The organism is Ruegeria sp. YTSA108, from assembly GCF_059610185.1.
In genome coordinates this window covers 151,670-173,239 of the sequence record NZ_JBXWND010000003.1, presented here as the reverse complement: position 1 = coordinate 173,239, position 21,570 = coordinate 151,670, and the positions used below count along the sequence as shown (strand labels likewise).

Sequence of the window (21,570 nt, the reverse complement as noted above, 5' to 3'; positions counted from 1 at the left end):
TCCCGTTTTTGGCGCGCGCGCTTGTTAAACCACTATTAATCCACGGCTGAGTGCTGTTGCGATGGCATGGGTTGTGTTCTGCGCCCCAAGCTTGGCACGCGCACTTTCAATATAGACACGCAGCGTATGTTCCGAGATTGACAGTGAGTGCGCGACTTGTGCCCGGCTGTATCCAAGCGCCAGCAAGGTCATGGCATCCGTCTCACGAGGCGACAGGCCTCGGGTCGTATCCGGCTGCCTGTCGGTTTCGAACTCCAGAGCCTTTCGGTTAAAGTAATGCGCGATCAAAATCAGCTCGCGGCCATGGGCCTCGATGAAGGACTTCCATTTCTCATCATCACATGAGTGATTCACTGTGAATAAGGCAAACTGGCCGTTCGGCCCCCGGATGGGGATCGAATAACCCTGATTGCCAACCCCATGTTCAAGGGCATCCTGCAAAAAGGCTTTCGCCACTTTTCCAGACCAGTCCAGAAATTTCCAGTCAACCGGGTGGAACCGTTGGAAACACCCCAGGATCACTGGATCTATGCGGTGATAATTCCGCTCCCGGTATCGCTCGGCCCAAGCGTCCGGGTAAGTTGTATAGCCGTATTGATCCCCGGCACCATCAACCCAATGATAGATAAGATGTTCAACCTGCAGCCGGTCGCGCAATCGAACGGCTACATCGCCCAACTCGTCAAGCGTGTTGGTGCTTTCCAAGTCCTCTAGGACCTGACTCATGTCGAGTTGTGTTCCCATTCGCGGGCGCCTGTGCCTTATCTTGCATGGACGCAATCTCGGCCGCTGCGATCAACTTGGTATCATCAAGCTGCTCGGCAAGTGCGGTCAAACCGTTTTCAACAGCGAAGGCGTTGAGGTCCGACAAAACGTCCAGTATCCACTCATTATGCGCCATCTAAAGTCACTCCGAAACGGTTAACGAAGGGTTAACACAACCGTAACATGTGAGATGATTTTAAGCCTATTCACTGGTTTCTACTCCCCAAAACTAGCGGGTCACGATTCTGTAACCCACTGTAATTATTTCCTTATGCCTCGAAATAGATACACCCGCGCTCGCTCGATGCGATTCGCGGGTGCTAATATTCTATTTTTTTTGGGGGGCTCAGCCTTTTGCGTCTAGAACCTCTTCAAGCGTGCGCAAGCCCGTCTGCGGCGCCTGAACCAGAACCGACATGTTGCCTGGTTTATGCTCATTCCGCATCATCTTCATATGCGCGTCGGGCAATTCACCCCAGGCAAACACTTCGGACATGCAGGGATCCAGACGGCGTTCGACCATCAGTTGGTTCGCGGCAGCAGCCTGCTTGAGATGCGCAAAATGCGAACCTTGCAGACGTTTCTGATGCATCCACATATAGCGAACGTCGAAAGTCAGGTTATAGCCGGTGGTACCGGCGCAGATCACAACCATACCACCTTTTTTCACGACAAAGGTCGACACCGGAAATGTGCTTTCGCCGGGATGTTCAAACACCATGTCGACATTCTTGCCTTTGCCGGTGATTTCCCAGATCGCCTTGCCGAATTTGCGCGCCTCTTTGAACCAGTCCGCATATTCCGGTGTGTTTACTGTGGGCAACTGACCCCAGCAGTTAAAGTCTTTGCGATTCAGCACGCCCTTGGCGCCCAGACCCATGACAAAGTCACGCTTGCTTTCGTCCGAGATCACGCCGATTGCGTTGGCGCCTGCGGTATTGATCAGCTGGATCGCATAAGAGCCAAGGCCGCCCGAGGCACCCCAGACCAGAACGTTCTGGCCCGGCTTCAGGTCATGCGGCTCGTGCCCGAACAGCATCCGATACGCGGTCGCCAGCGTCAGAGTATAGCAAGCGCTTTCTTCCCAGGTCAGGTGCTTGGGGCGCGGCATCAACTGCTGGGCTTGAACATTGGTGAACTGTGCAAAAGACCCATCCGGCGTTTCATAACCCCAGATCCGCTGGCTGTCCGAATACATCGGATCGCCACCATTACAATGTTCGTCGTCGCCATCGTCCTGGTTGCAGTGAATGACAACCTCGTCGCCCACTTTCCAGCGCGTTACTTTCGAACCCACGGCCCATACGATCCCCGAAGCGTCAGAACCGGCGATATGATACGGGGCTTTGTGGCCGTCAAAGGGCGAGATCGGCTTGCCCAGGGATGCCCAGACGCCGTTATAGTTAACGCCCGCCGCCATCACCAGAACCAACACCTCGTGGCTGTCCAGTTCTGGTACGTCCACGACTTCCTGGACCATCGCAGTATCCGGTTCCCCGTGGCGTTCCTTACGGATTGCCCATGCATACATTTTCTTAGGCACAAACCCCATCGGAGGGATTTCACCCATTTCATAGAGGTCTTTTTCCGGCGCGTCGTAAGTTGCGATACCGCTGTCGGTGTCCAGAGCCATGTTGGCCTCCTTATTTCTCATTCCTGTTTGCCGCGATGCAGAAGCGCTTGCGTTGGATGATGAGATATTGGCCTGAGGGAAATAATGCAATAGATTTTGCATCATTTTTGTAATTTTATGACCCAGCGCCTGCAGAAACTTCTTTCGCTGCCGCAGCATCAGGCCAGCCGTCGCCAATCGGGGCTGAGGCTGCATAGTAGTCGAGCAGATCAACCCTTTGCCCGGATTGAGATATTTTCCCACCTTCTCGTTTCAGAATTCTGCGTTCGACCAGCTGATCCAAGGCAGCTGAAACCGCGGACTCATCCTGATCACCCAAAGTTCCGTCACGTTGCAAAAACCCGGTGATCAAGCTTTTAAGCTCGTCTTCGGGCATTCCTCCTTTGGTGCGAACCAGCCAGCACGCTGCAGGAACAGGCGCCTGCGGAATCGCTTCTTTGATCCGTTGCATGAGTTCGCGCGCGAGATCAGTCATCACATCGTCATGGGCGGTGCGGAATTCCTTCAATGAGATAGGGTGACCATATCGCACTCCAGCAAATCCAAACCGCTGGTAGCGACCGGTCAGACGCCTGCCTATCTGTTTCAACATCCACCCAGTTATAACCCCGATTCGGGCACGAAATTGCCTTTGATTGCCAAGTGCGGCCTTGGTCAGGATCGTATCTTCAAGAACCCGGTCATAGTTTAGCGCAACGGGAACAAACACCACATCCGCCCCATCCACCCTGGCACCATCGATTATGTATTTCAAAAGCCCCAGCTTGGGGCGTGCCATGGCCCCCGTCAGGCTCAGCCCGCCTTCAGGGAACATGGCCTGTGTAACACCGGCATCGGTGGCATGCCGGACATAGCAGGCCAATACCTGACGATAGAGTTCGCTGCCGGACTTGCGGCGAATAAAATAGGCCCCCATCGCACGAATCAACCGACTGAGCGGCCAAACACGCGCCCATTCGCCAACAGCATAAGACAAAGCCGATTGCTGGGCCGCCAGATAGGTGACCAGCACATAATCCATGTTGCTGCGGTGGTTCATCACAAAAACAACTGTCGCATTTGGATCAATATCTTTCAGGGCATCTTCATCCTGATAACTAAGCCGTACATCATAAAAGGCGTTGCTCAGAATCCGCGCCAACCGGATGGCGATACTGAAATAGGCAACGGCGGAAAAAGAAGGCACGATCTCGCGCGCATACCGCTGGGCCTGCTCAAAGGCGACCGCTTCGGGAATGCCTTCTTCACGTGCGTGCTGCTGCACGGCCTGCCCTACCTGAGGATCATAGATCAGACGTTGAATCATATCGTGGCGTCGGGCCAGCTTGAACGGCTGTATCGGGCGCTGCAGGCGCGTGTTCAGGCGTTTGACCGCGCGCTCCAACCTACGGCGAAAAAACCACCGCACTGACGGAAACAGAAAATGCGAGGCCAGTGTGACCGCGGCGAATACCAGGATCAACAAAAACAGCCAAAGCGGAAGTTCCACGGTCTGTGTCATAAATGCACCCTGCCACCAATCGCTGCATCCCACAATCGGCACAACCGGAAATGCCGCGGCGCAGCGAATTGACATGTCCCGAAAATTGCGCTTTAGAACCCATGAACGTAATTTTCTTGCCCACCCGCAATACGAGGCCCAGTTATGACGCAGACGCAGAAAGATCGCCCCTGGCTCATCCGAACCTATGCCGGTCATTCCACCGCCAAAGCGTCCAACGCGCTGTATCGCGGGAATCTGGCCAAGGGTCAGACGGGTCTGTCAGTGGCCTTCGATCTGCCGACGCAAACCGGCTATGACAGCGATCACACGCTGGCACGCGGCGAGGTTGGTAAAGTGGGTGTGCCGATCAGCCATCTGGGCGACATGCGGGTTTTGTTCGACCAGATCCCGTTGGAACAGATGAACACGTCGATGACGATAAACGCCACGGCTCCTTGGTTGCTGGCGCTCTATATAGCGGTTGCCGAGGAACAGGGCGCTGATGTCTCTAAACTGCAGGGCACGGTTCAGAACGATCTGATTAAGGAATACCTGAGCCGCGGAACGTATGTCTGCCCGCCGAAACCGTCGCTGAAGATGATCGCCGACGTGGCCGAGTATTGCTATACCAACGTGCCAAAATGGAACCCGATGAACGTCTGTTCCTATCACCTGCAAGAGGCTGGCGCGACGCCCGAGCAGGAACTGTCCTACGCCTTGGCAACAGCGATTGCAGTTCTGGATGAGTTGCGCCCACGGGTACCGGCCGAGGATTTTCCGGCGCTGTGTGGCCGGATTTCGTTCTTTGTGAACGCCGGCATACGGTTTGTTACCGAAATGTGCAAAATGCGGGCTTTTGTCGACCTTTGGGATGAGATTTTGCAACAACGCTATGGCGTTGAGGATCCCAAATTCCGCCGCTTTCGCTATGGCGTTCAGGTAAACTCGCTGGGTCTGACCGAGCAGCAGCCTGAAAACAATGTCTACCGCATCCTGATTGAGATGCTGGCCGTAACACTGTCGAAAAGGGCCCGCGCCCGTGCGGTGCAATTGCCCGCCTGGAACGAGGCGCTGGGATTGCCGCGGCCCTGGGATCAGCAATGGTCGATGCGGATGCAGCAGATTCTGGCCTATGAGACCGACCTGTTGGAATATGGCGATCTGTTTGATGGCAACCCGGCTGTTGATGCCAAGGTTGAAGAGTTGAAAGAAGGCGCGCGTGCGGAGCTGGCAAACCTGGATTCGATGGGCGGCGCTGTCGCTTCGATCGAATACATGAAGTCACGCCTGGTGGATTCGAACGCAGAGCGCCTCAACCGGATCGAGCGCAACGAGACCATTGTGGTCGGCGTGAACAAATGGACCGAGGGCGAGCCCTCACCCCTGGAAACCGAAGACGGCGGCATCATGGTCGTTGATCCGGCAGTAGAGCAGGAACAGATCAACCGCCTGAACGAATGGCGCACCGAACGGGATGGCGCGGCAGTTGCAGCAGCGCTGGCCGCTTTGCGTGAGGCCGCACAATCCGGTGCGAATGTAATGGAGCCGTCAATCGTCGCCGCCAAGGCTGGCGTCACCACCGGCGAATGGGCCGAAGAGATGCGCAAAGTCTATGGCACATATCGCGGCCCGACCGGCGTTTCCGGCTCGGTCTCAAACAAAACCGAAGGGCTGGAGGACTTGCGCTCGGCCGTTGACGCGGTCAGCGACAAGCTTGGACGTCGCCTGAAATTCCTGGTCGGGAAACCCGGTCTGGACGGCCATTCAAATGGCGCTGAACAGATCGCCTTCCGCGCCCGCGATTGCGGCATGGACATCAGCTATGACGGCATCCGTCTGACACCCGAGGAAATTGTGGCCGCCGCAATCGAGGACAAAGCCCATGTGATCGGCCTGTCGATTCTGTCCGGCAGTCACATTCCGTTGGTTCAGGACGTTCTGAACCGTCTGCGCGAGGCGGGCCTGAAACATGTTCCTGTTGTTGTCGGTGGCATTATCCCAGATGACGATGCTGAAAAGCTCAAAGCGATGGGTGTGGCCAAAATCTACACGCCAAAAAACTTCGAGTTGAATGCAATCATGGGCGACATAGTTTCCTTGGTTGATCCGCAAAACCTGGCCGCTGAATAACCGCCGATTTGCCACCCATTTTCCCCGTATCTATCGCCTTCGCGAAAGGGATAGATAATGGATGCTTTTAGAACTACGGTGACTCTTCGGGGACATTGTAATTCGGTAACATCAGGGGAATGTAAATGGGAATGAATCTCGAAAAGATGACGCGCAATGAACTGTTGGAATTGCGTGCCAATGTAGATGTGGCGCTGAAAGCAGCCGAAAGACGTGATCGGAAAGAGGCTTTGAAAGCTGCTCAGAAAGCCGCAGCGGAATTTGGGTTTTCCCTTTCCGAACTTTCTGATGGGTCCTCGAAATCTCTTAAGCTTTCGAAAACAAAAGAAAAATACCGAAATCCATCCAACCACGATCAAACCTGGTCGGGGCGCGGTCGCAAGCCGCATTGGGTACACGAAGCTTTGAAAGCCGGAGCGGATATTTCGGATATGGAAATCTGAATGGAATTGATAACGAAATGACGATTCATATAGGCGCCGAAAAAGGCGAAATCGCTGAAACAGTTCTTTTACCCGGTGATCCTTACCGGGCAAAATGGGCGGCAGAAACTTTTCTGGATAACGCCAAACTGGTGAATGACGTGCGTGGCATGTTGGGCTTCACCGGAACCTGGAAAGGTAATCCGGTCACGATTCAAGGCAGCGGTATGGGAATGCCCTCGCTGTCAATTTACGTGAATGAATTGATCCGCGATTTTGGCGCCAGAACTTTGATCCGTATTGGGTCATGTGGCGGGATGCAGGACAGTGTGAACATTCGTGATGTCATTTTGGCGATGACTTCGACCACGCTCAGCACGCCGTCTCGGGGGATCATGAAAGAGCTCAACTTTGCACCTTGCGCGGATTGGAGCCTGTTGCAGGCCGCCTTTGAGGCTGCGGCAAACAAAGGAACACCAACTCATGTTGGCGGGATTTATTCCTCGGATGTGTTCTACGATGAACGTCCCGATCTGAACGAACAGATGGTGCGTCACGGCATTCTGGGCGTCGAAATGGAAGCCGCCGAACTTTACATCCTGGCCGCGCGCCACAGGTGCCGGGCCCTTGCCGTGCTGACCGTTTCCGACCACTTGCTGACAGGAGAAGCTCTGCCATCGTCCGAACGTGAAAGCAGCTTTGGCGACATGGTTGAGATCGCACTTCAGGCGGCGTTTCCAAAGGCTTAGAAAACGGGTTGGGGCAGGGTCGACCCTGTCCCGCATCGGCTATCCACCGGTCGATCCCTTTAAACACTGCTTGGGGCTTTCCGCCCCATCGGTCTGAGCACCGCAAAACGAACAGACCCATTGCCCTTCTTTTCGGTGCTGGCGCCAACGGCATTCACGCGTCAGTGACGAAGTACGGGCGCGCCACAGAAAATAGGCGAATACGGCGGCGGCAAGAAGCAGAAGAAAAACAGGCATTCTCCTGCTTTGCTGATCAGTCGGTTGTTTTCAAGCCCTGCAATCGCAGATCAGGCAGCATTTGCGTATTCGAACAGCTCTGGCATCCGCTCTGAAGTGGGGATTACCGTTTCTGGCGTATAATAGGCCCATGCCTGTTCCAGCAATTCCAGGGCTTCGGCGGCATCAGCGGAGTTGGTTTTGGTTCTCATCGGAGTGATCCCATTGTGACATAATCACTCCTCCCTGAGCCAAACATAGGACAGGCTGCAGGCGTTCACACCACATATTCTTGCAAATGGGAATTGCACCTGCCGCAACACAGCAGGCACATGGATCAAGCCCGCCTCACACCGTGCGTTCGACCATCATCTTTTTGATCTCGGCGATTGCCTTTGCAGGGTTCAGACCCTTCGGGCAGGTTTTGGCGCAGTTCATGATCGTGTGGCAACGATACAGCTTGAACGGATCTTCCAACTCATCCAGGCGCTCACCAGTTGCCTCATCTCGGCTGTCAATGATCCAACGATATGCATGCAGCAGAGCCGCCGGGCCAAGATAGCGATCGCCATTCCACCAATAACTTGGGCACGAGGTCGAGCAGCTGGCGCACATCACGCATTCATAAAGACCATCCAGCTTTTTGCGGTCTTCAATGGATTGCTTCCACTCTTTCGCCGGCCGGTTGGTCTTGGTTTCTAGCCAGGGCATGATGCTGGCGTGCTGGGCATAGAAATGGGTCAGGTCCGGAATCAGGTCCTTGACCACAGGCATATGGGGCAAAGGATAGATTTTCACATCGCCCTTGATCTCATCCATGCCATAGATGCAGGCCAGCGTGTTGATCCCGTCGATATTCATCGCACAGGACCCACAAATGCCCTCGCGACAAGACCGGCGGAAGGTCAAGGTTGGGTCGATCTCATTCTTGATCTTGATCAGCGCATCCAAAATCATCGGACCGCAGCTGTCCATATCGACGAAATAGGTATCCACCCGGGGATTTTGACCGTCGTCAGGATTCCAGCGATAGATCTGGAACTTGCGCACATTCGTCGCGCCCTCTGGCTTGGGCCATGTCTTTCCGGTGGTAATCCGAGAATTTTTTGGCAGGGTGAGTTGTACCATTTCCGACCTCGCTAAATTCCCGTGTATAGATACACGCTGCAAGTGCGAAAGCCAACCATTTAGCCTTGAAAACAGTCAATAAAGATGGGTGATTTCACCTTTACATTGAGCTTATGTGCATGGAGTCTGCACCCGAGAAAGCAAAAGCTGAGTGCCGTATGCAGACACGAGTATTGAATATTCCCTACGGCACCAAAAACCCCTATCAAAACATGATGTACAGCGCATGCGAGCCAGAGTTTTCTCTAGCTGCAATGAAACAGCTGAACTTTGCAGAGATTGCGAAACCAGAATTTCAGACCGAACACGGAATCCTGCATATCCAATGGGATGACAGGCTGTTTCCGATCAAGGATGGTGAAGATTCCGCGAACAACGCCCTGTTTCAAGATGCCGTGTCGGGACTTGAACTGTATAAATCAAACGGTGGTCGCGTCATCTGGACCATTCACAATCGCACCGCGCATTCAGCGCGTGAGGGCAACGATGGATTTCACGCAGCGCGACGCAAGTTGGCAGAGCTGGTCGATATGATCCATGTCCATACCCCAAATGCGCGGCAACATATGATCGCCCAATATGACGCGGAACCGAATAAGATTTGCCTGATCCCTCACCCAAGCTATCTAGGCGTTTATGAAAGCGCCGAAATCACGCTTGCACGCCTGATGCAACCACGCGATCAGACCCATTTTTTGACATTTGGCGCGATGCGCGGAAACCGCGAGTTGGACCGGCTTCATTTCGCCATCCGGAAGCTAACCAACAGGGGTTTCGACTTTCATATGTCAGTGGTAGGCCGAGTCTTTCGGCCCAGTCGGCGATTGGTACGACGGCTGGACGCCATTTCAAACGTAACCGTGATAGGCGAACGCATAGAAGATGAGGCCATTCCGAGTGTTTTTTCCCAAGCTCACGCCTATGTTTTGCCGTCTACACAAACCTTCACCTCTGGAACCGCAATGCTTGCCATGACCTTCGGCTTGCCAGTTGTCGCTCCTGACATTGAACCCCACCGGCAGACAACCCCGGAAACCTGTCACGATCTATTATATCCGGCACAAAACCCACGAGGCCTGATCCGCATGATGATGAAGGTGATGGAAATGTCCGATTCAGAACTGGCTGAAAAACGTAGGGCGTGCTTCGAATTCGCTCAGGAACGCGCGCCAGAGCGGATCAGCCGCAAGTTGGCCGAAGCGCTTACGGTTCTAAGAAATGGATAATCTTTTCAGCGCCCGCATTTCCGCTTTGTACGATCTTCTGGACTTGACCAGTTTTGTGCGCATTGCGGATATTGGCGCCAACCCAATGCGCCATGACGCCCCTTACCGTGATTTGCTAAAGAACGACCTCTGCAATGTCGTCGGTTTTGAACCTCAGGAAGACACGATGAAAGAGGTCGTACGCAATAAAGGTGCAAATGAAGAGTATTTCAACTTTGCAGTCGGAGACGGCAAACCGGCCTTGTTGAATATCTACAAGGGCTCGGGTTTGACATCCTTGCTGAAAATAAGGGAAAAAACACTTTTTTACCTACGTGGCCTACGCAATGCTGCAAGGCAAATTGGCAGTATGGAGATGCAAACCCAGCGGCTGGATGATATCGCAGGTTTGGGTCCAGTGGATTTTCTGAAAATTGACATTCAGGGTGCCGAACTTTCGGTGTTTACCTCGGCGGAAAACACGCTGAAAAATGTCGCCGCCATACAGACCGAAGTATCGTTTTTTCCATTGTACGAGAATCAGCCAGGTTTTGGCGAGGTTGACACATTTCTCAGAAAATTGGGGTTTTTGCCCCATAGTTTTGCGCATATCGAGAACAGGCTGGTCGTATCGAAATGGTCGGGAGTTCTTTCGGACTTTGAATCGACACAAATGCTGGATGGGGACATTATCTATCTCAGGGACTTGTCTGATCCTGCAGAGCTGAACAGCCAGATACTAAAGCGACTGGCAATTCTAACCGAAGGTGTTTTTGGGTTCACAGATGTCAGCCTGAAAATTCTCGACATATTGGCACAGCGTCAGGAAATCTCTGAAGCCGATGTGAATCAGTACATTGAAACATTCATCTCGCCATAGCCGATTGGCTAAGTACAGATATTACTTACCCATAGAATTTGAGCAGTCCGGTGGTTGGTCGCGGACTGCCCAATCACATCAGAAAGTCCGCGCCTTGGGCGCGATTTTCTTCAGGCTGATTCCACCTTCTGCTTCGGTGCTCAGCGGATCGACGATCACCGGGCGATAGCTGAGGTTCACTTTATTACCGTCCACGCGGGACACCGTGTGAACGCGCCAGTTTTTGTCGTCGCGTTCGCTGAAATCCTCATGCGCATGGGCACCACGGCTTTCCTTGCGCGCTTCGGCACCGACGATGGTGGCCAGCGCACTTGGCATCAGGTTGGTCAGTTCCAGCGTTTCCATCAGATCGCTGTTCCAGACCAACGAGCGGTCGGTGACTTTCAGGTCGTCCATCTTGGCGGCAATCGCCGTCATCTTTTCAACACCTTCGGCCATGGTTTTGGCGGTGCGGAATACGGCCGCGTCAGCCTGCATGGTCTTTTGCATCTCAAGCCGCAGATCGGCGGTCGGGATCGCTCCGCTGGCGTTACGGACGGTGTCAAAGCGATCAAAGGCTTTGTCGACCGACCCCTGGTTCAGAACCGGGTTGGCGCTATCGGCATCCACAACCTTGCCGGCCCGGATCGCCGCCGCGCGGCCAAAGACCACCAGATCGATCAGCGAGTTTGAGCCCAAACGGTTCGCCCCATGGACCGAGGCGCAGCCAGCCTCACCCACAGCCATCAGGCCCGGGACCACGGCGGTTGGGTCCTTGGCGGTGGGGTTCAGAACCTCACCCCAATAGTTGGTCGGGATACCGCCCATGTTGTAGTGCACGGTCGGCAGAACCGGGATCGGCTCTTTGGTCACGTCCACACCGGCAAAGATCTTGGCGCTTTCGGAAATACCCGGCAGACGCTCGGCCAAAGCCTCGGCAGGCAAGTGGCTAAGGTTCAGGTGGATGTGGTCGCCCTCTGCACCCACACCGCGCCCTTCGCGGATTTCCATAGTCATTGAGCGCGAGACATAGTCGCGCGGTGCCAGGTCTTTGTACTGAGGCGCATAGCGCTCCATGAACCGTTCGCCTTCGGAATTGGTCAGGTACCCGCCCTCACCCCGCGCCCCTTCGGTGATCAGACAGCCCGAGCCGTAGATGCCGGTCGGGTGAAATTGAACGAACTCCATATCCTGCAGCGCCAGACCCGCGCGGGCCACCATACCGCCACCGTCACCGGTGCAGGTATGGGCCGAAGTGGCGCTGAAATACGCCCGGCCATAGCCGCCGGTCGCCAGCACCACCATCTTGGCGTTGAAGACATGCATGGTGCCATCGTCCAGCTTCCAGCAGACGACACCCTGACACTGTCCGTCGTCGGACATGATCAGGTCGATGGCGAAATATTCGATGTAGAACTCGGCGTTGTTTTTCAACGACTGACCATAGAGCGTGTGCAGGATCGCGTGGCCGGTCCGGTCAGCAGCGGCACAGGTCCGCTGAACCGCGGGGCCTTCGCCGAATTCCGTTGTGTGGCCACCAAAAGGACGCTGATAAATCTTGCCTTCTTCAGTCCTGCTGAAAGGCACACCGTAATGTTCCAGCTCATAGACCGCTTTGGGCGCTTCGCGGGCCAGATACTCCATCGCGTCGGTATCACCCAGCCAGTCCGAGCCCTTGACCGTGTCGTACATATGCCACTGCCAGTGGTCAGGACCCATATTCGACAGCGACGCCGCGATGCCGCCCTGTGCGGCAACCGTGTGCGAGCGGGTCGGGAACACCTTGGTCACGCATGCCGTACGCAGACCCTGTTCCGCCATACCCAGCGTTGCGCGAAGACCTGCACCACCTGCGCCTACGACAACGACGTCGTATTCGTGGGTTTCGTATTCATATGCTGCTGTCATTGTTCTTATTCCTTACCGCGCATCATCACAGGGCGAGTTTCACCAGGGCGAACAGCCCTGCAACCATCAGCGTGTAGCCAAACGCCCACATCGCAACCAGCGTCACTTTTTCGGCGACACCATGGATATAGTCTTCGATGGCCTCCTGCGCTTCGTACATCAGCTGCAACAGGGCAACGATCAGTGTCAGCGCGCATACGATCGCCGGGAAGGGGCGACTGAAATAAGCCAGAACCTCTTCGTAGGTTCCGCCCAGACCCGCACCAAATGTGAAGATGAAGAGAGGAATCAGAACAGTCAGGATCATGGCCCGGACCATTGTGTTCCAATGTGTTTGGGTTCCGGATTTGCCCGCTCCCAGACCCTCGGCGCGTTTACGGTCAGTCAGGTATCGCATCGAACGTCTCCTTAAACCACAAAAACGGTGATGATGGTCAGGATCGTGGCACCAACGAACATGCCCCATCCCAGCTTTTCAGATAGATCGACATCCAGGCAGTAGCCGAAATCCCAAAAGACATGACGCAACCGGCCCAATGTGTGGTACCACAAACCCCAGGCCGCTCCGGTCATGACAAGATCACCGAACCAGCTGCGCAGAAACCCGTCTATGCCTGCAAAGGCCGCCTCAGAGGTTGCCGCCGCCAACAGCCACCACACCACAAGTGCTGCGATTGCGAACACGGCCAATCCAGTCATCCGAACCATGATCGACGACAAAGACGTCATCTGTGGGCGGTAGATGCGGATATGCGGTGAGAGCGGGCGGTTGCCCCGATTTACATCGCTCATGGCGGCTCCTTTTCGGTTGGCTTCCGAAGGTTTTACTGGTTTTTGCGACACTGTCACGTGCTGCAGCTGCAAAAAAGCTCAGAATTCGCGCAAAATGACAGATTAAGCGATAAAGTGATCACACAAAATATTCTTGTGATCACAAATCAAATCAGACGAAACAGATGTTAGCGCCTGCAGCTCCGAATCCCTGCCACACTTATTTCAGACCGGCCGTTTGCTGGGTCACTTCCCGCAACAGTTTCTTTCGGATGCGGGCCGGATAATCCTCGAACCCGGCCGCCGAAACGACAAACGCTCCCTCACCTACAATGACGTTCTCAAAGAAATAGGCCGTCAAGTCGGGTTCGCTTTCCTCGATGGCGATGGCATTTACCGTGACACCTTTTCCACGCAACACATCGTGAATCTCGGACGGTTCAACCCCTTCGTTGGAAACCCCATCACCCGAAATATCAATCAGGTGCCGTTTGCATTCGGTTACCTCGCTGAAACTGGACATTGTGGTCTCAAGCGCCTCACCGATTGCAGTCGAAAAATTGCGCCAGACTCTGGCATCCGCAGCCACCTGTCTGGCGAAGCTATCTATGGCTTCAAAGCTATCCATATGTGTCCAGGGGATCGTCACCTTCTGACGAGAGGCTCCGGTCCATTGGACCAGCATCAACCGCGCATTCCCGCGCACCAGCGCCTCGGAGACGATGGGGTCACGCAATCCAGCGGCCAGGCCGTCCATTTGTATGCGGTATTCGTTCGAATCCACCGATCCCGAGACATCAACGGCCAGAGCCAAAGCAAGATCACACGCCTCGGCGGTCGGGGCCAGAAAGAAACAGGCGACGAAAGAGCGAAGCAGAGACATGGTTGCAGCCTAGCACGAATATTGCAGGCTGCGTTCAAATGAATGTGGGGTCAGACTGGCATCAAAGCCCAGTAGTCGAGGTCCAACAGAACGTTGGGCAGATATCGGCCATCGTCATTTTTCAACTCGAATGGCTCTCCACCCTTCGTGGCGACCAGCCGCAACCGGACCGCCCCAACGCCGGGGATGCCAGTTTCGGCTTTGTCCAGCACCTCAGACCAGGCCTTAATGGTATCGCCTGAGAAGCAAGGGTTGGCATGGGCGCCACCGTTCAACCCGACGATCATCTGCGCATTTGCCAATCCATTGAACGACAGGGTCCGCGCCATCGAGATCACGTGCCCGCCATAGATCAGACGGCCTTCGGGGCGGAAGGTCAGATCGAAATGAACCTTGGCAGTGTTCTGCCAAAGCCGCGTGGCCAGCATATGCTCGGCTTCTTCCACCGTGACGCCGTCCACATGATCAATCTTTTCACCAATCGCGTAATCGCCCCACCGATGCGCTTCACCGGCCTGAACAAATTCATAGGAGGAAAAGTTCAGCCCTTGTGGCACTACCAGATCCTGAGGCTCCAGCGCCTGTTTCAACTCGGGCACCACCGTGTCCGGGGCGGGCGCGTCAGGGTTCGATTTGCGCACCATCACCCAGCGGACATACTCAATAACCACCTCATCGCGCTGGTTCAGGCCACGGGTTCGCACCCACACCACACCGGTTTTTCCGTTCGAGTTCTGCTTGACCCCAATCACTTCGGATTCCGACCGCAGTGTATCGCCGGGATAAACCGGCTTCAGCCAACGCCCCTCAGCATAGCCCAGATTGGCCACTGCATTCAGCGATACATCAGGGACAGTCTTGCCAAACACCACGTGAAACGCCGCCAGATCATCGATCGGGCTTTGCGGCAGGCCACAATTCCGGGCGAACTCATCCGAGGAATACAGAGCATGACGCGCCGGATAGAGCGCATGATACAACGCCCGTTCGCCATCGGTCACGGTGCGAGGCACCGCGTGGTGCAGCACTTGCCCTACAAAATAATCCTCGAAGAAACGGCCCGGATTGGTTTTTGCCATTATTGCTGTCCCAGTTTCATTTCAGGGGAATAGTCGGTCGCAACCTCTTTGGTCACGGCCTGCGCACAACGCATCACGTTGTTTGCAGTGTCAAAGGCATAGGACGGGTCGCCATACAGCTCCCACCCTTTTGCCAGCGCGTCCGACACTTTGTGACAGAAGGCTGCGGTGTCTTCCTCGGTCAGCAGACGATAGAGTGTTGCCATGTTGTCAAACCTTTATGAACCAAACGGCGACGGACCAACCAGCCCGTGAATATAGCCGATAATGCCCAGCAGAACGATCGACGCGACAAAGAACATCGCATCCTTGCCGTAAGTGCCCGGCTCGCCCGGTGTCCAGTCCGGCTCGGATTTGTTGATCACGATCACTTCGACCACCGCCCAGGCCAGCAAGCCGCCGAACAGGACGATTGAGGCCAGATCACCATTGACCAGCAAATGCGCAAAGGCCCAGAGCTTCATGCCGCCCAGCATCGGGTGACGCAGCTTGTTCAGCAGACGACCCTTTTGGCCTGCGGGGCTCATCATATAGATGGCCATCAGCACCAGCAGGTTGTTGACGTGGATCAGAAAGGTCGGCGGCGACCAGAATGGGATGAAATCGGTCATACGATAACCGAAGATCATCAACAGGATTGACGCCAGCAGTGCCAACGCCACCGCGCCCGCACCGCCTTTGCCCATCGCCGCGCGCTGGTCCGGCATCACGCGTTTGAACAGATGTGCGGCCCACCAGAGCGCCACACCAAGAATCAGAAGAACAAAGCCCATGCTGGCTTACCCCGCTTGCAAAGCTGAAATCGCCTCTGCTTTTGCCAGAATTTCACGGGCGGTTGCAACGTGCAGGTTTTCCACGATCTTGCCATCGACGACCGCGACGCCCTGCCCTTGTGCTTCGGTCTCTTCAAAGGCGGTGATCTGGCGGCGGGCCAGATCAATTTCCTCATCCGATGGGGCGAAGGCGTCGTTGGTGACATCGACCTGTGCGGGATGGATCAGGGTCTTGCCGTCAAAACCCATATCGCGGCCCTGCGCGCATTCGGCCGCCAGGCCTTCGCTGTCCTTGAAGGCGTTATAGACGCCATCGACGATGATCAGCCCCTCGGCCTTGGCGGCTAACAGGCACAGGCCCAGCGACGTCTGCAACGGCAGGCGGTCTCGGCGGAACCGTGTTTGCAATTCCTTAGCCAGATCGTTGGTGCCCATGACGAAGCCCGCCATTTGCGGATGCGCGGCAATTTCGGCGGCGTTCAGCATCCCGCGCGGCGTCTCCATCATGGCCCATATCGGCAGATCACCGGTTATTGCGGCCAACGCATCCACATCTGCGGCAGAATTCACTTTGGGCAGCAGAACCACATCCACGTCCATGTCCCGCACGGCTTGGGCATCGGCCCGGCCCCATTCGGTATCTAGGCCATTGATTCGTACGATCTTGACCCGCGCCCCATAACCGCCAGCAGCCAAGGCAGCCCCCAGCGTTTCACGCGCGTTGTTTTTTTCGTCCGCCGCGACCGCATCTTCGAGGTCAAAAATAACCGCATCAACAGGCAGGTTGCGGGCCTTGTCCAACGCCCGGTCTTTGGAACCGGGAATGTACAATACGGAACGGTAGGGTCGCTGACGGGAGTCCATTGGCTTCGGCCTCTTGAAATAATGTTGCGCAGAATGGGGCATTTTCTGCAGGAAAGTTCAAGCGCAAACTTGCCGCACCGCAGCATCAACGACGCAACGTGCGTTCCTTTAACCGTATTTCGGTCTGCACCGGTCACCGTCTTGGCAGATCGCAATCAAAAGGGTTCACCGATGAGCAAGACGCTGTTCAATATGACAATGGGGCTGGGTATCATGGTTCTGGCCGCCCAGCAGGTGCAGGCTCAAAGCTGCGCCCCCCGCGACGAGGTCATAACTCGACTGGCCGAGACTTATGGCGAAACGCGTAAGAGCATTGGCATCGCCCGACAAGGTGCGGTGATGGAAGTCTTTGCCTCTGATCAAAGCGGAAGCTGGACTATTACGGTGACATTACTGGATGGAATGACCTGCCTTGTGGCTTCGGGCCAGTCCTACGAAGATATGGCCGAAGCACTGCCACCCAATGTCTAGCTCAGGGCCTCCCAGATCAGTTTTGTTCCGGTCAGCATCAGCAAAACGTAGGCAATACCGAAGAACAGGCGTTCGGATATCATGAAATGCGCGCGCACACCTAGCCATGCACCAAGCACGGCAAATGGAGCCAGCAACAAGTCGGCCAGCGCAGTGTGCCATGTGAACAGACCCAGATAGGCATACGGAATGAATTTAGCGACATTGATAACCCAGAAGACCAGCACAGTGCTCGCCTGAAACTCGGTTTTCGACAGACGCTGCGAGATCAGATAGACGGCGGCGGGCGGGCCGCCCGCATGACTGACAAAGCTGGTGAATCCGGCGACCAACCCCGCAAGAATTCCCGCAAATGGCGGCAGGCGATTGGCAAAGCCGCGGATCCAGCCCTTTCTCTGGGCCACATGCCAGATCACGAACCCCACTGAAATCCCTCCGATCAGCAGGCGCAGAAGGTCGTCATTCGTGGCGCGATACAGCCAGGCGCCCACTGCCACACCCGGCACTGCCCCTACGATCAGCAGGCGTGAATCCGGCCAGCTCCAGCGTTTCCAATAGGGGCCCAGCGTAGCGACGTCGATTACCATCAGAATTGGCAACATCAGTGCAAGCGCCTGTCCCGGTGTCAGGATCAGTGCCAGAATCGATGACGCGGCAAACGCCACCCCCGAGCCGAACCCACCCTTCGAGATGCCGGCGAAGATCACAGCAGGGATCGCCACGGCAAAAAACATCAGGTCCATCTCGAACATGCGGCGTCCCGTAAATATGCATGAGTCACAGGCGGTTTAGCGCAATCGGTAGGAGACATGCAAACGGTATGCGGTGGCATGCCGCGCCGCAGAAGGCTTGCGCAGCGCCGGTTTTAGGACTAGCAAAACCGCGATTTCAATACCGACCGGAGATTTTCCAAATGGCCAGACCCAAGATCGCGCTGATCGGCGCAGGTCAGATCGGCGGCACGCTCGCCCACCTCGCAGCAATGAAGGAACTCGGTGACGTCGTGCTGTTCGACATCGCCGAGGGCACTCCGGAAGGCAAGGCGCTGGATATCGCAGAATCCGGCCCTTCCGAAGGGTTCGACGCCAAGCTGAAAGGCACCCAGTCCTATGAGGACATCGCAGGCGCCGACGTTTGCATCGTCACCGCAGGTGTCCCACGCAAGCCAGGCATGAGCCGTGATGACCTGCTGGGCATCAACCTGAAAGTCATGAAGTCGGTCGGTGAAGGCATCGCCGCCAACGCGCCCGATGCTTTTGTCATCTGCATCACCAACCCGCTGGACGCGATGGTCTGGGCTCTGCGTGAATTCTCGGGCATGCCGCACAACAAGGTCTGCGGCATGGCGGGCGTTCTGGACTCAGGCCGTTTTGCCCACTTCTTGTCGGAAGAATTCAACGTGTCCATGCGCGACGTCACTGCCTTTGTTCTGGGTGGCCACGGCGACACCATGGTTCCTTCGGTTCGTTATTCTACCGTTGCGGGCATCCCACTTCCCGATCTGGTCGAGATGGGCTGGACCACACAAGAGAAACTGGACGCAATCGTGCAGCGCACCCGAGACGGCGGGGCTGAAATCGTTGGCCTGCTGAAAACAGGTTCGGCTTTCTATGCGCCTGCCACATCGGCAATCGAAATGGCCGAAGCCTATCTGAAAGACCAGAAACGCGTCCTGCCCTGCGCCGCTTATTGCGACGGAGAGCTGGGTGTCGATGGCATGTATGTCGGCGTCCCCACCGTGATCGGCGCAGGCGGTATCGAGCGTATCGTCAACATCAAGCTCAACGAAGAAGAGCAGGCCGGTTTCGACAATTCGGTCAACGCCGTGAAGGGCCTGATCGAAGCATGCAAAGGCATCGACAGCTCTCTGGCCTGATCCGTCTTATACGGTTAAACAGAACCCGGCTCACCCATGGTGGGCCGGGTCATTTTTTGGAAGATTGCCATGTCGTCTCAGGGATTTGTCATTGCCGCAAGCGGAAAGGATTACATCGAAACAGCGGTGGCAGCGGCTCGGTCGTTAAAGGTCGCCATGCCGGATGTACCGGTCGACCTGTTCACCGACCTCGAAAACATCCCGGGAACAGAAGTGTTTGACCAAATCCACATGCTGGACAAAAGCTGGTTCCGACCCAAGTTCGAAAGCCTTGTGCGGTCCCGGTTCGAAAAGACGGTCTATTTGGATGCCGATGTGCGCTGTCTGGCAGATATGTCGGATATCTTCACCGTCTTGGAGCAGTTTGATATCGCGATGGTCCATGACCCATTGCGCAACTCGGCCCATGCGCAACGTGTTTGGAAAACTCCGCTGCCCAACGCATTTCCCCATCTCAATGGTGGGCTGGTTGGCATTCGCACTTCGGACGCAGTGCTGGATTTCCTGCGAGATGTACAAGAGACTATCATCTCGGAAAACCTGACCTCAGATCAGGCGCTGATCCGCGAAAAGCTGTTTGCCAGCGCGTTGCGACTGGCAGTTCTGCCACCCGAGTACAACTTCCTCGATTATCGTCAGGCCGAGATGTTTGGTTTTCTGCACAGCGCCCCGCGCCTGCTGCATCACTACAAATTTCACAGCCGTCATGACAAGCGGCTGGACAGCGCTAGAACTGTCGCCGGTTTGGTAGGGCCCGATCTCGAACGTCATATCAACAGCCTTATCGAAGCCGACGCACAGCTCACGCCCGGCGCGTCGAAAAAAGTCCGACCACTGGTCGACAAAGGCTTGTTGGGCAAACTGCGCAAACTGGTGATGTCTGTGAAAAAGGGTATCGTCCGCCTCAGACGCGGATAGGTTAGCGCTAGCTTGAAAACGTCATATTCTATTGGGTGAATTTCCTGCCGAATCAACGCTCAATACCAGCTCAAGTTTTGTGATCACACCCTGAAATGCTGTGATCACAAATAATGAAAATCTTCGTGAAAAACCTACTCAACATCAAAAAAGCCTTTAAACTTACCCCTTAGACACGCCTATATCGGTCAATCGTAGTCAGACGGGACAGTTTCGATGAACATTCACGAATATCAGGCCAAAGCGCTTCTTCGCAGCTATGGCGCCCCGGTTTCCGACGGTCGCGCGGTCCTGCGCGCCGAGGAAGCTAAAACCGCAGCCGGTGAGTTGGACGGACCTCTTTGGGTCGTCAAAGCGCAGATCCACGCGGGCGGCCGCGGCAAGGGGTCTTTCAAGGAATCCGATGCCGGGGAAAAAGGCGGCGTCCGTCTGACCAAATCGGTTGAAGAGGCCGCCGAGGAAGCCAAGAAGATGCTGGGGCGCACGTTGGTCACCCATCAAACCGGCCCCGCAGGCAAACAGGTCAACCGCATCTATATCGAAGCAGGGTCCGGCATCGAAACGGAATTGTACCTGGCCCTGTTGGTAGACCGCCAGACCAGCCGCATCTCATTCGTCTGCTCGACCGAAGGCGGCATGGATATCGAAGAGGTGGCCGCAGCCACGCCCGAGAAAATCTTGTCCTTCTCGGTTGACCCAGCCACCGGTTATCAGGCCTATCACGGCCGCCGCATCGCATTCTCACTGGGTCTGCAGGGCGCACAGGTCAAACAATGCGTCAAACTGATGAGCCAGCTCTATGCCGCCTTCGTCGAGAAGGACATGGAAATGCTGGAGATCAACCCGCTGATCGTCTCCGACAGCGGCGACCTCAAGGTGCTGGACGCTAAGGTCAGTTTTGACGGCAACGCGATGTATCGCCACCCTGATATTTCAGAACTGCGCGACACGACCGAGGAAGACCCCAAGGAACTGGAAGCGTCGAAATACGACCTGAACTATATCGCACTGGATGGTGAGATTGGGTGCATGGTCAACGGTGCCGGTCTGGCCATGGCGACGATGGACATCATCAAGCTGTATGGGGCCGAACCTGCCAACTTCCTCGACGTCGGCGGCGGCGCCACCAAAGAGAAAGTCACCGAAGCGTTCAAGATCATCACCTCGGACCCGCAAGTCAAAGGCATTCTAGTCAACATCTTCGGCGGTATCATGCGCTGTGACGTCATCGCCGAGGGCGTTGTCGCCGCGGTGAAAGAGGTCGGTCTGCAGGTTCCGCTAGTCGTGCGTCTGGAAGGCACGAACGTTGAGAAGGGCAAAGAGATCATCAACACCTCTGGCCTGGACGTAATCGCGGCGGACAACCTGAAAGACGGTGCCGAGAAGATCGTGAAGGCGGTTAAGGGGTAAATTCGTGGGTCTTTTCAGTAAGCCACT

At 55.5% G+C, this 21,570-nt stretch carries 24 protein-coding genes; 9 read left to right on the top strand and 15 right to left on the bottom strand.

Going from position 1 to position 21,570, the window contains the following annotated elements; all coding sequences use genetic code 11:
* Positions 1 to 24: 24 nt before the first annotated feature.
* The 3 genes from AC2FHW_RS06160 to AC2FHW_RS06150 all read right to left on the bottom strand — a co-directional run bounded on the left by AC2FHW_RS06160 (position 25) and on the right by AC2FHW_RS06150 (position 3,899).
* A complete protein-coding gene (locus AC2FHW_RS06160) occupies positions 25 to 744 on the bottom strand; it encodes a helix-turn-helix transcriptional regulator (protein WP_142635521.1) in 720 nt (239 codons plus the stop codon).
* 367 nt (positions 745 to 1,111) lie between these two features.
* Complete coding sequence (gene ccrA / locus AC2FHW_RS06155) at positions 1,112 to 2,398, bottom strand: crotonyl-CoA carboxylase/reductase (protein ID WP_142635517.1); 1,287 nt, start codon at positions 2,396 to 2,398, stop codon at positions 1,112 to 1,114.
* 115 nt (positions 2,399 to 2,513) lie between these two features.
* Positions 2,514 to 3,899: a 1-acyl-sn-glycerol-3-phosphate acyltransferase gene (locus tag AC2FHW_RS06150; protein ID WP_271948408.1), complete on the bottom strand. Its 1,386-nt coding sequence runs from the start codon at positions 3,897 to 3,899 to the stop codon at positions 2,514 to 2,516.
* A gap of 129 nt (positions 3,900 to 4,028) precedes the next feature.
* Between AC2FHW_RS06150 and AC2FHW_RS06145 the strand changes: the two genes are divergently transcribed.
* From AC2FHW_RS06145 to deoD, 3 genes are all read left to right on the top strand, one after another.
* Positions 4,029 to 6,011, top strand: a complete 1,983-nt coding sequence (locus AC2FHW_RS06145) for a protein meaA (RefSeq protein ID WP_281286264.1) — start codon at positions 4,029 to 4,031, stop codon at positions 6,009 to 6,011.
* A 125-nt stretch (positions 6,012 to 6,136) separates the two neighbouring features.
* A complete protein-coding gene (locus AC2FHW_RS06140) occupies positions 6,137 to 6,454 on the top strand; it encodes an H-NS histone family protein (RefSeq protein ID WP_271948410.1) in 318 nt (105 codons plus the stop codon).
* A 17-nt stretch (positions 6,455 to 6,471) separates the two neighbouring features.
* The gene (gene deoD, locus AC2FHW_RS06135) at positions 6,472 to 7,182 is read left to right on the top strand and encodes a purine-nucleoside phosphorylase (RefSeq protein WP_142635510.1); all 711 of its coding nucleotides are present in this window, start codon (positions 6,472 to 6,474) and stop codon (positions 7,180 to 7,182) included.
* 39 nt (positions 7,183 to 7,221) lie between these two features.
* Here the strand turns inward: deoD and AC2FHW_RS06130 are convergent, their stop codons facing one another.
* The 3 genes from AC2FHW_RS06130 to AC2FHW_RS06120 all read right to left on the bottom strand — a co-directional run bounded on the left by AC2FHW_RS06130 (position 7,222) and on the right by AC2FHW_RS06120 (position 8,526).
* Positions 7,222 to 7,419, bottom strand: a complete 198-nt coding sequence (locus AC2FHW_RS06130; RefSeq protein WP_142635508.1) for a hypothetical protein — start codon at positions 7,417 to 7,419, stop codon at positions 7,222 to 7,224.
* A gap of 50 nt (positions 7,420 to 7,469) precedes the next feature.
* On the bottom strand, positions 7,470 to 7,610 hold the full coding sequence (locus tag AC2FHW_RS06125) for a hypothetical protein (RefSeq protein WP_185956642.1): 141 nt from the start codon (positions 7,608 to 7,610) through the stop codon (positions 7,470 to 7,472).
* 136 nt (positions 7,611 to 7,746) lie between these two features.
* A complete protein-coding gene (locus AC2FHW_RS06120; RefSeq protein WP_142635506.1) occupies positions 7,747 to 8,526 on the bottom strand; it encodes a succinate dehydrogenase iron-sulfur subunit in 780 nt (259 codons plus the stop codon).
* A gap of 254 nt (positions 8,527 to 8,780) precedes the next feature.
* Between AC2FHW_RS06120 and AC2FHW_RS06115 the strand changes: the two genes are divergently transcribed.
* Both AC2FHW_RS06115 and AC2FHW_RS06110 read left to right on the top strand, forming a co-directional pair.
* Complete coding sequence (locus tag AC2FHW_RS06115) at positions 8,781 to 9,752, top strand: glycosyltransferase family 4 protein (protein ID WP_271948416.1); 972 nt, start codon at positions 8,781 to 8,783, stop codon at positions 9,750 to 9,752.
* A complete protein-coding gene (locus AC2FHW_RS06110; protein ID WP_271948418.1) occupies positions 9,745 to 10,611 on the top strand; it encodes an FkbM family methyltransferase in 867 nt (288 codons plus the stop codon). The genes AC2FHW_RS06115 and AC2FHW_RS06110 overlap by 8 nt, the downstream gene beginning before the upstream one ends.
* Positions 10,612 to 10,689: 78 nt before the next feature.
* Here the strand turns inward: AC2FHW_RS06110 and sdhA are convergent, their stop codons facing one another.
* The 8 genes from sdhA to AC2FHW_RS06070 form a co-directional block, all read right to left on the bottom strand.
* Positions 10,690 to 12,498: a succinate dehydrogenase flavoprotein subunit gene (gene sdhA / locus AC2FHW_RS06105; RefSeq protein ID WP_142635500.1), complete on the bottom strand. Its 1,809-nt coding sequence runs from the start codon at positions 12,496 to 12,498 to the stop codon at positions 10,690 to 10,692.
* A gap of 25 nt (positions 12,499 to 12,523) precedes the next feature.
* Positions 12,524 to 12,895: a succinate dehydrogenase, hydrophobic membrane anchor protein gene (locus AC2FHW_RS06100; protein ID WP_142635498.1), complete on the bottom strand. Its 372-nt coding sequence runs from the start codon at positions 12,893 to 12,895 to the stop codon at positions 12,524 to 12,526.
* Between the two features lie 11 nt (positions 12,896 to 12,906).
* Positions 12,907 to 13,290 carry a succinate dehydrogenase, cytochrome b556 subunit gene (gene sdhC / locus AC2FHW_RS06095; RefSeq protein ID WP_496676572.1) on the bottom strand — a complete coding sequence of 128 codons (384 nt, stop codon included), beginning with the start codon at positions 13,288 to 13,290 and terminating at the stop codon, positions 12,907 to 12,909.
* Between the two features lie 199 nt (positions 13,291 to 13,489).
* Entirely contained in the window at positions 13,490 to 14,152 is a 663-nt protein-coding gene (locus AC2FHW_RS06090) for a DUF1194 domain-containing protein (protein ID WP_142635494.1), read from the bottom strand.
* A 50-nt stretch (positions 14,153 to 14,202) separates the two neighbouring features.
* The gene (locus AC2FHW_RS06085) at positions 14,203 to 15,231 is read right to left on the bottom strand and encodes a MaoC family dehydratase (RefSeq protein WP_496821612.1); all 1,029 of its coding nucleotides are present in this window, start codon (positions 15,229 to 15,231) and stop codon (positions 14,203 to 14,205) included.
* Positions 15,231 to 15,437, bottom strand: a complete 207-nt coding sequence (locus AC2FHW_RS06080) for a DUF1737 domain-containing protein (RefSeq protein WP_142635490.1) — start codon at positions 15,435 to 15,437, stop codon at positions 15,231 to 15,233. The genes AC2FHW_RS06085 and AC2FHW_RS06080 overlap by 1 nt, the downstream gene beginning before the upstream one ends.
* 12 nt (positions 15,438 to 15,449) lie before the next feature.
* On the bottom strand, positions 15,450 to 16,004 hold the full coding sequence (locus AC2FHW_RS06075; protein WP_271948422.1) for an NnrU family protein: 555 nt from the start codon (positions 16,002 to 16,004) through the stop codon (positions 15,450 to 15,452).
* 6 nt (positions 16,005 to 16,010) lie between these two features.
* Complete coding sequence (locus AC2FHW_RS06070) at positions 16,011 to 16,868, bottom strand: HpcH/HpaI aldolase/citrate lyase family protein (RefSeq protein WP_271948424.1); 858 nt, start codon at positions 16,866 to 16,868, stop codon at positions 16,011 to 16,013.
* 171 nt (positions 16,869 to 17,039) lie between these two features.
* On the opposite strand from AC2FHW_RS06070, the gene AC2FHW_RS06065 reads away from it, so the two are divergent.
* On the top strand, positions 17,040 to 17,339 hold the full coding sequence (locus tag AC2FHW_RS06065; RefSeq protein ID WP_496821610.1) for a hypothetical protein: 300 nt from the start codon (positions 17,040 to 17,042) through the stop codon (positions 17,337 to 17,339).
* Here the strand turns inward: AC2FHW_RS06065 and AC2FHW_RS06060 are convergent.
* Positions 17,336 to 18,091 carry a sulfite exporter TauE/SafE family protein gene (locus AC2FHW_RS06060; RefSeq protein WP_271948427.1) on the bottom strand — a complete coding sequence of 252 codons (756 nt, stop codon included), beginning with the start codon at positions 18,089 to 18,091 and terminating at the stop codon, positions 17,336 to 17,338. The genes AC2FHW_RS06065 and AC2FHW_RS06060 overlap by 4 nt on opposite strands.
* A gap of 161 nt (positions 18,092 to 18,252) precedes the next feature.
* Between AC2FHW_RS06060 and mdh the strand changes: the two genes are divergently transcribed.
* The 3 genes from mdh (at position 18,253) to sucC (ending at position 21,543) form a co-directional block, all read left to right on the top strand.
* On the top strand, positions 18,253 to 19,215 hold the full coding sequence (gene mdh / locus AC2FHW_RS06055) for a malate dehydrogenase (RefSeq protein ID WP_496707986.1): 963 nt from the start codon (positions 18,253 to 18,255) through the stop codon (positions 19,213 to 19,215).
* A 69-nt stretch (positions 19,216 to 19,284) separates the two neighbouring features.
* Entirely contained in the window at positions 19,285 to 20,133 is an 849-nt protein-coding gene (locus tag AC2FHW_RS06050; RefSeq protein ID WP_185956640.1) for a putative nucleotide-diphospho-sugar transferase, read from the top strand.
* 216 nt (positions 20,134 to 20,349) lie between these two features.
* Entirely contained in the window at positions 20,350 to 21,543 is a 1,194-nt protein-coding gene (sucC, locus tag AC2FHW_RS06045) for an ADP-forming succinate--CoA ligase subunit beta (RefSeq protein WP_496696438.1), read from the top strand.
* The last annotated feature ends 27 nt before the right edge of the window (positions 21,544 to 21,570 follow it).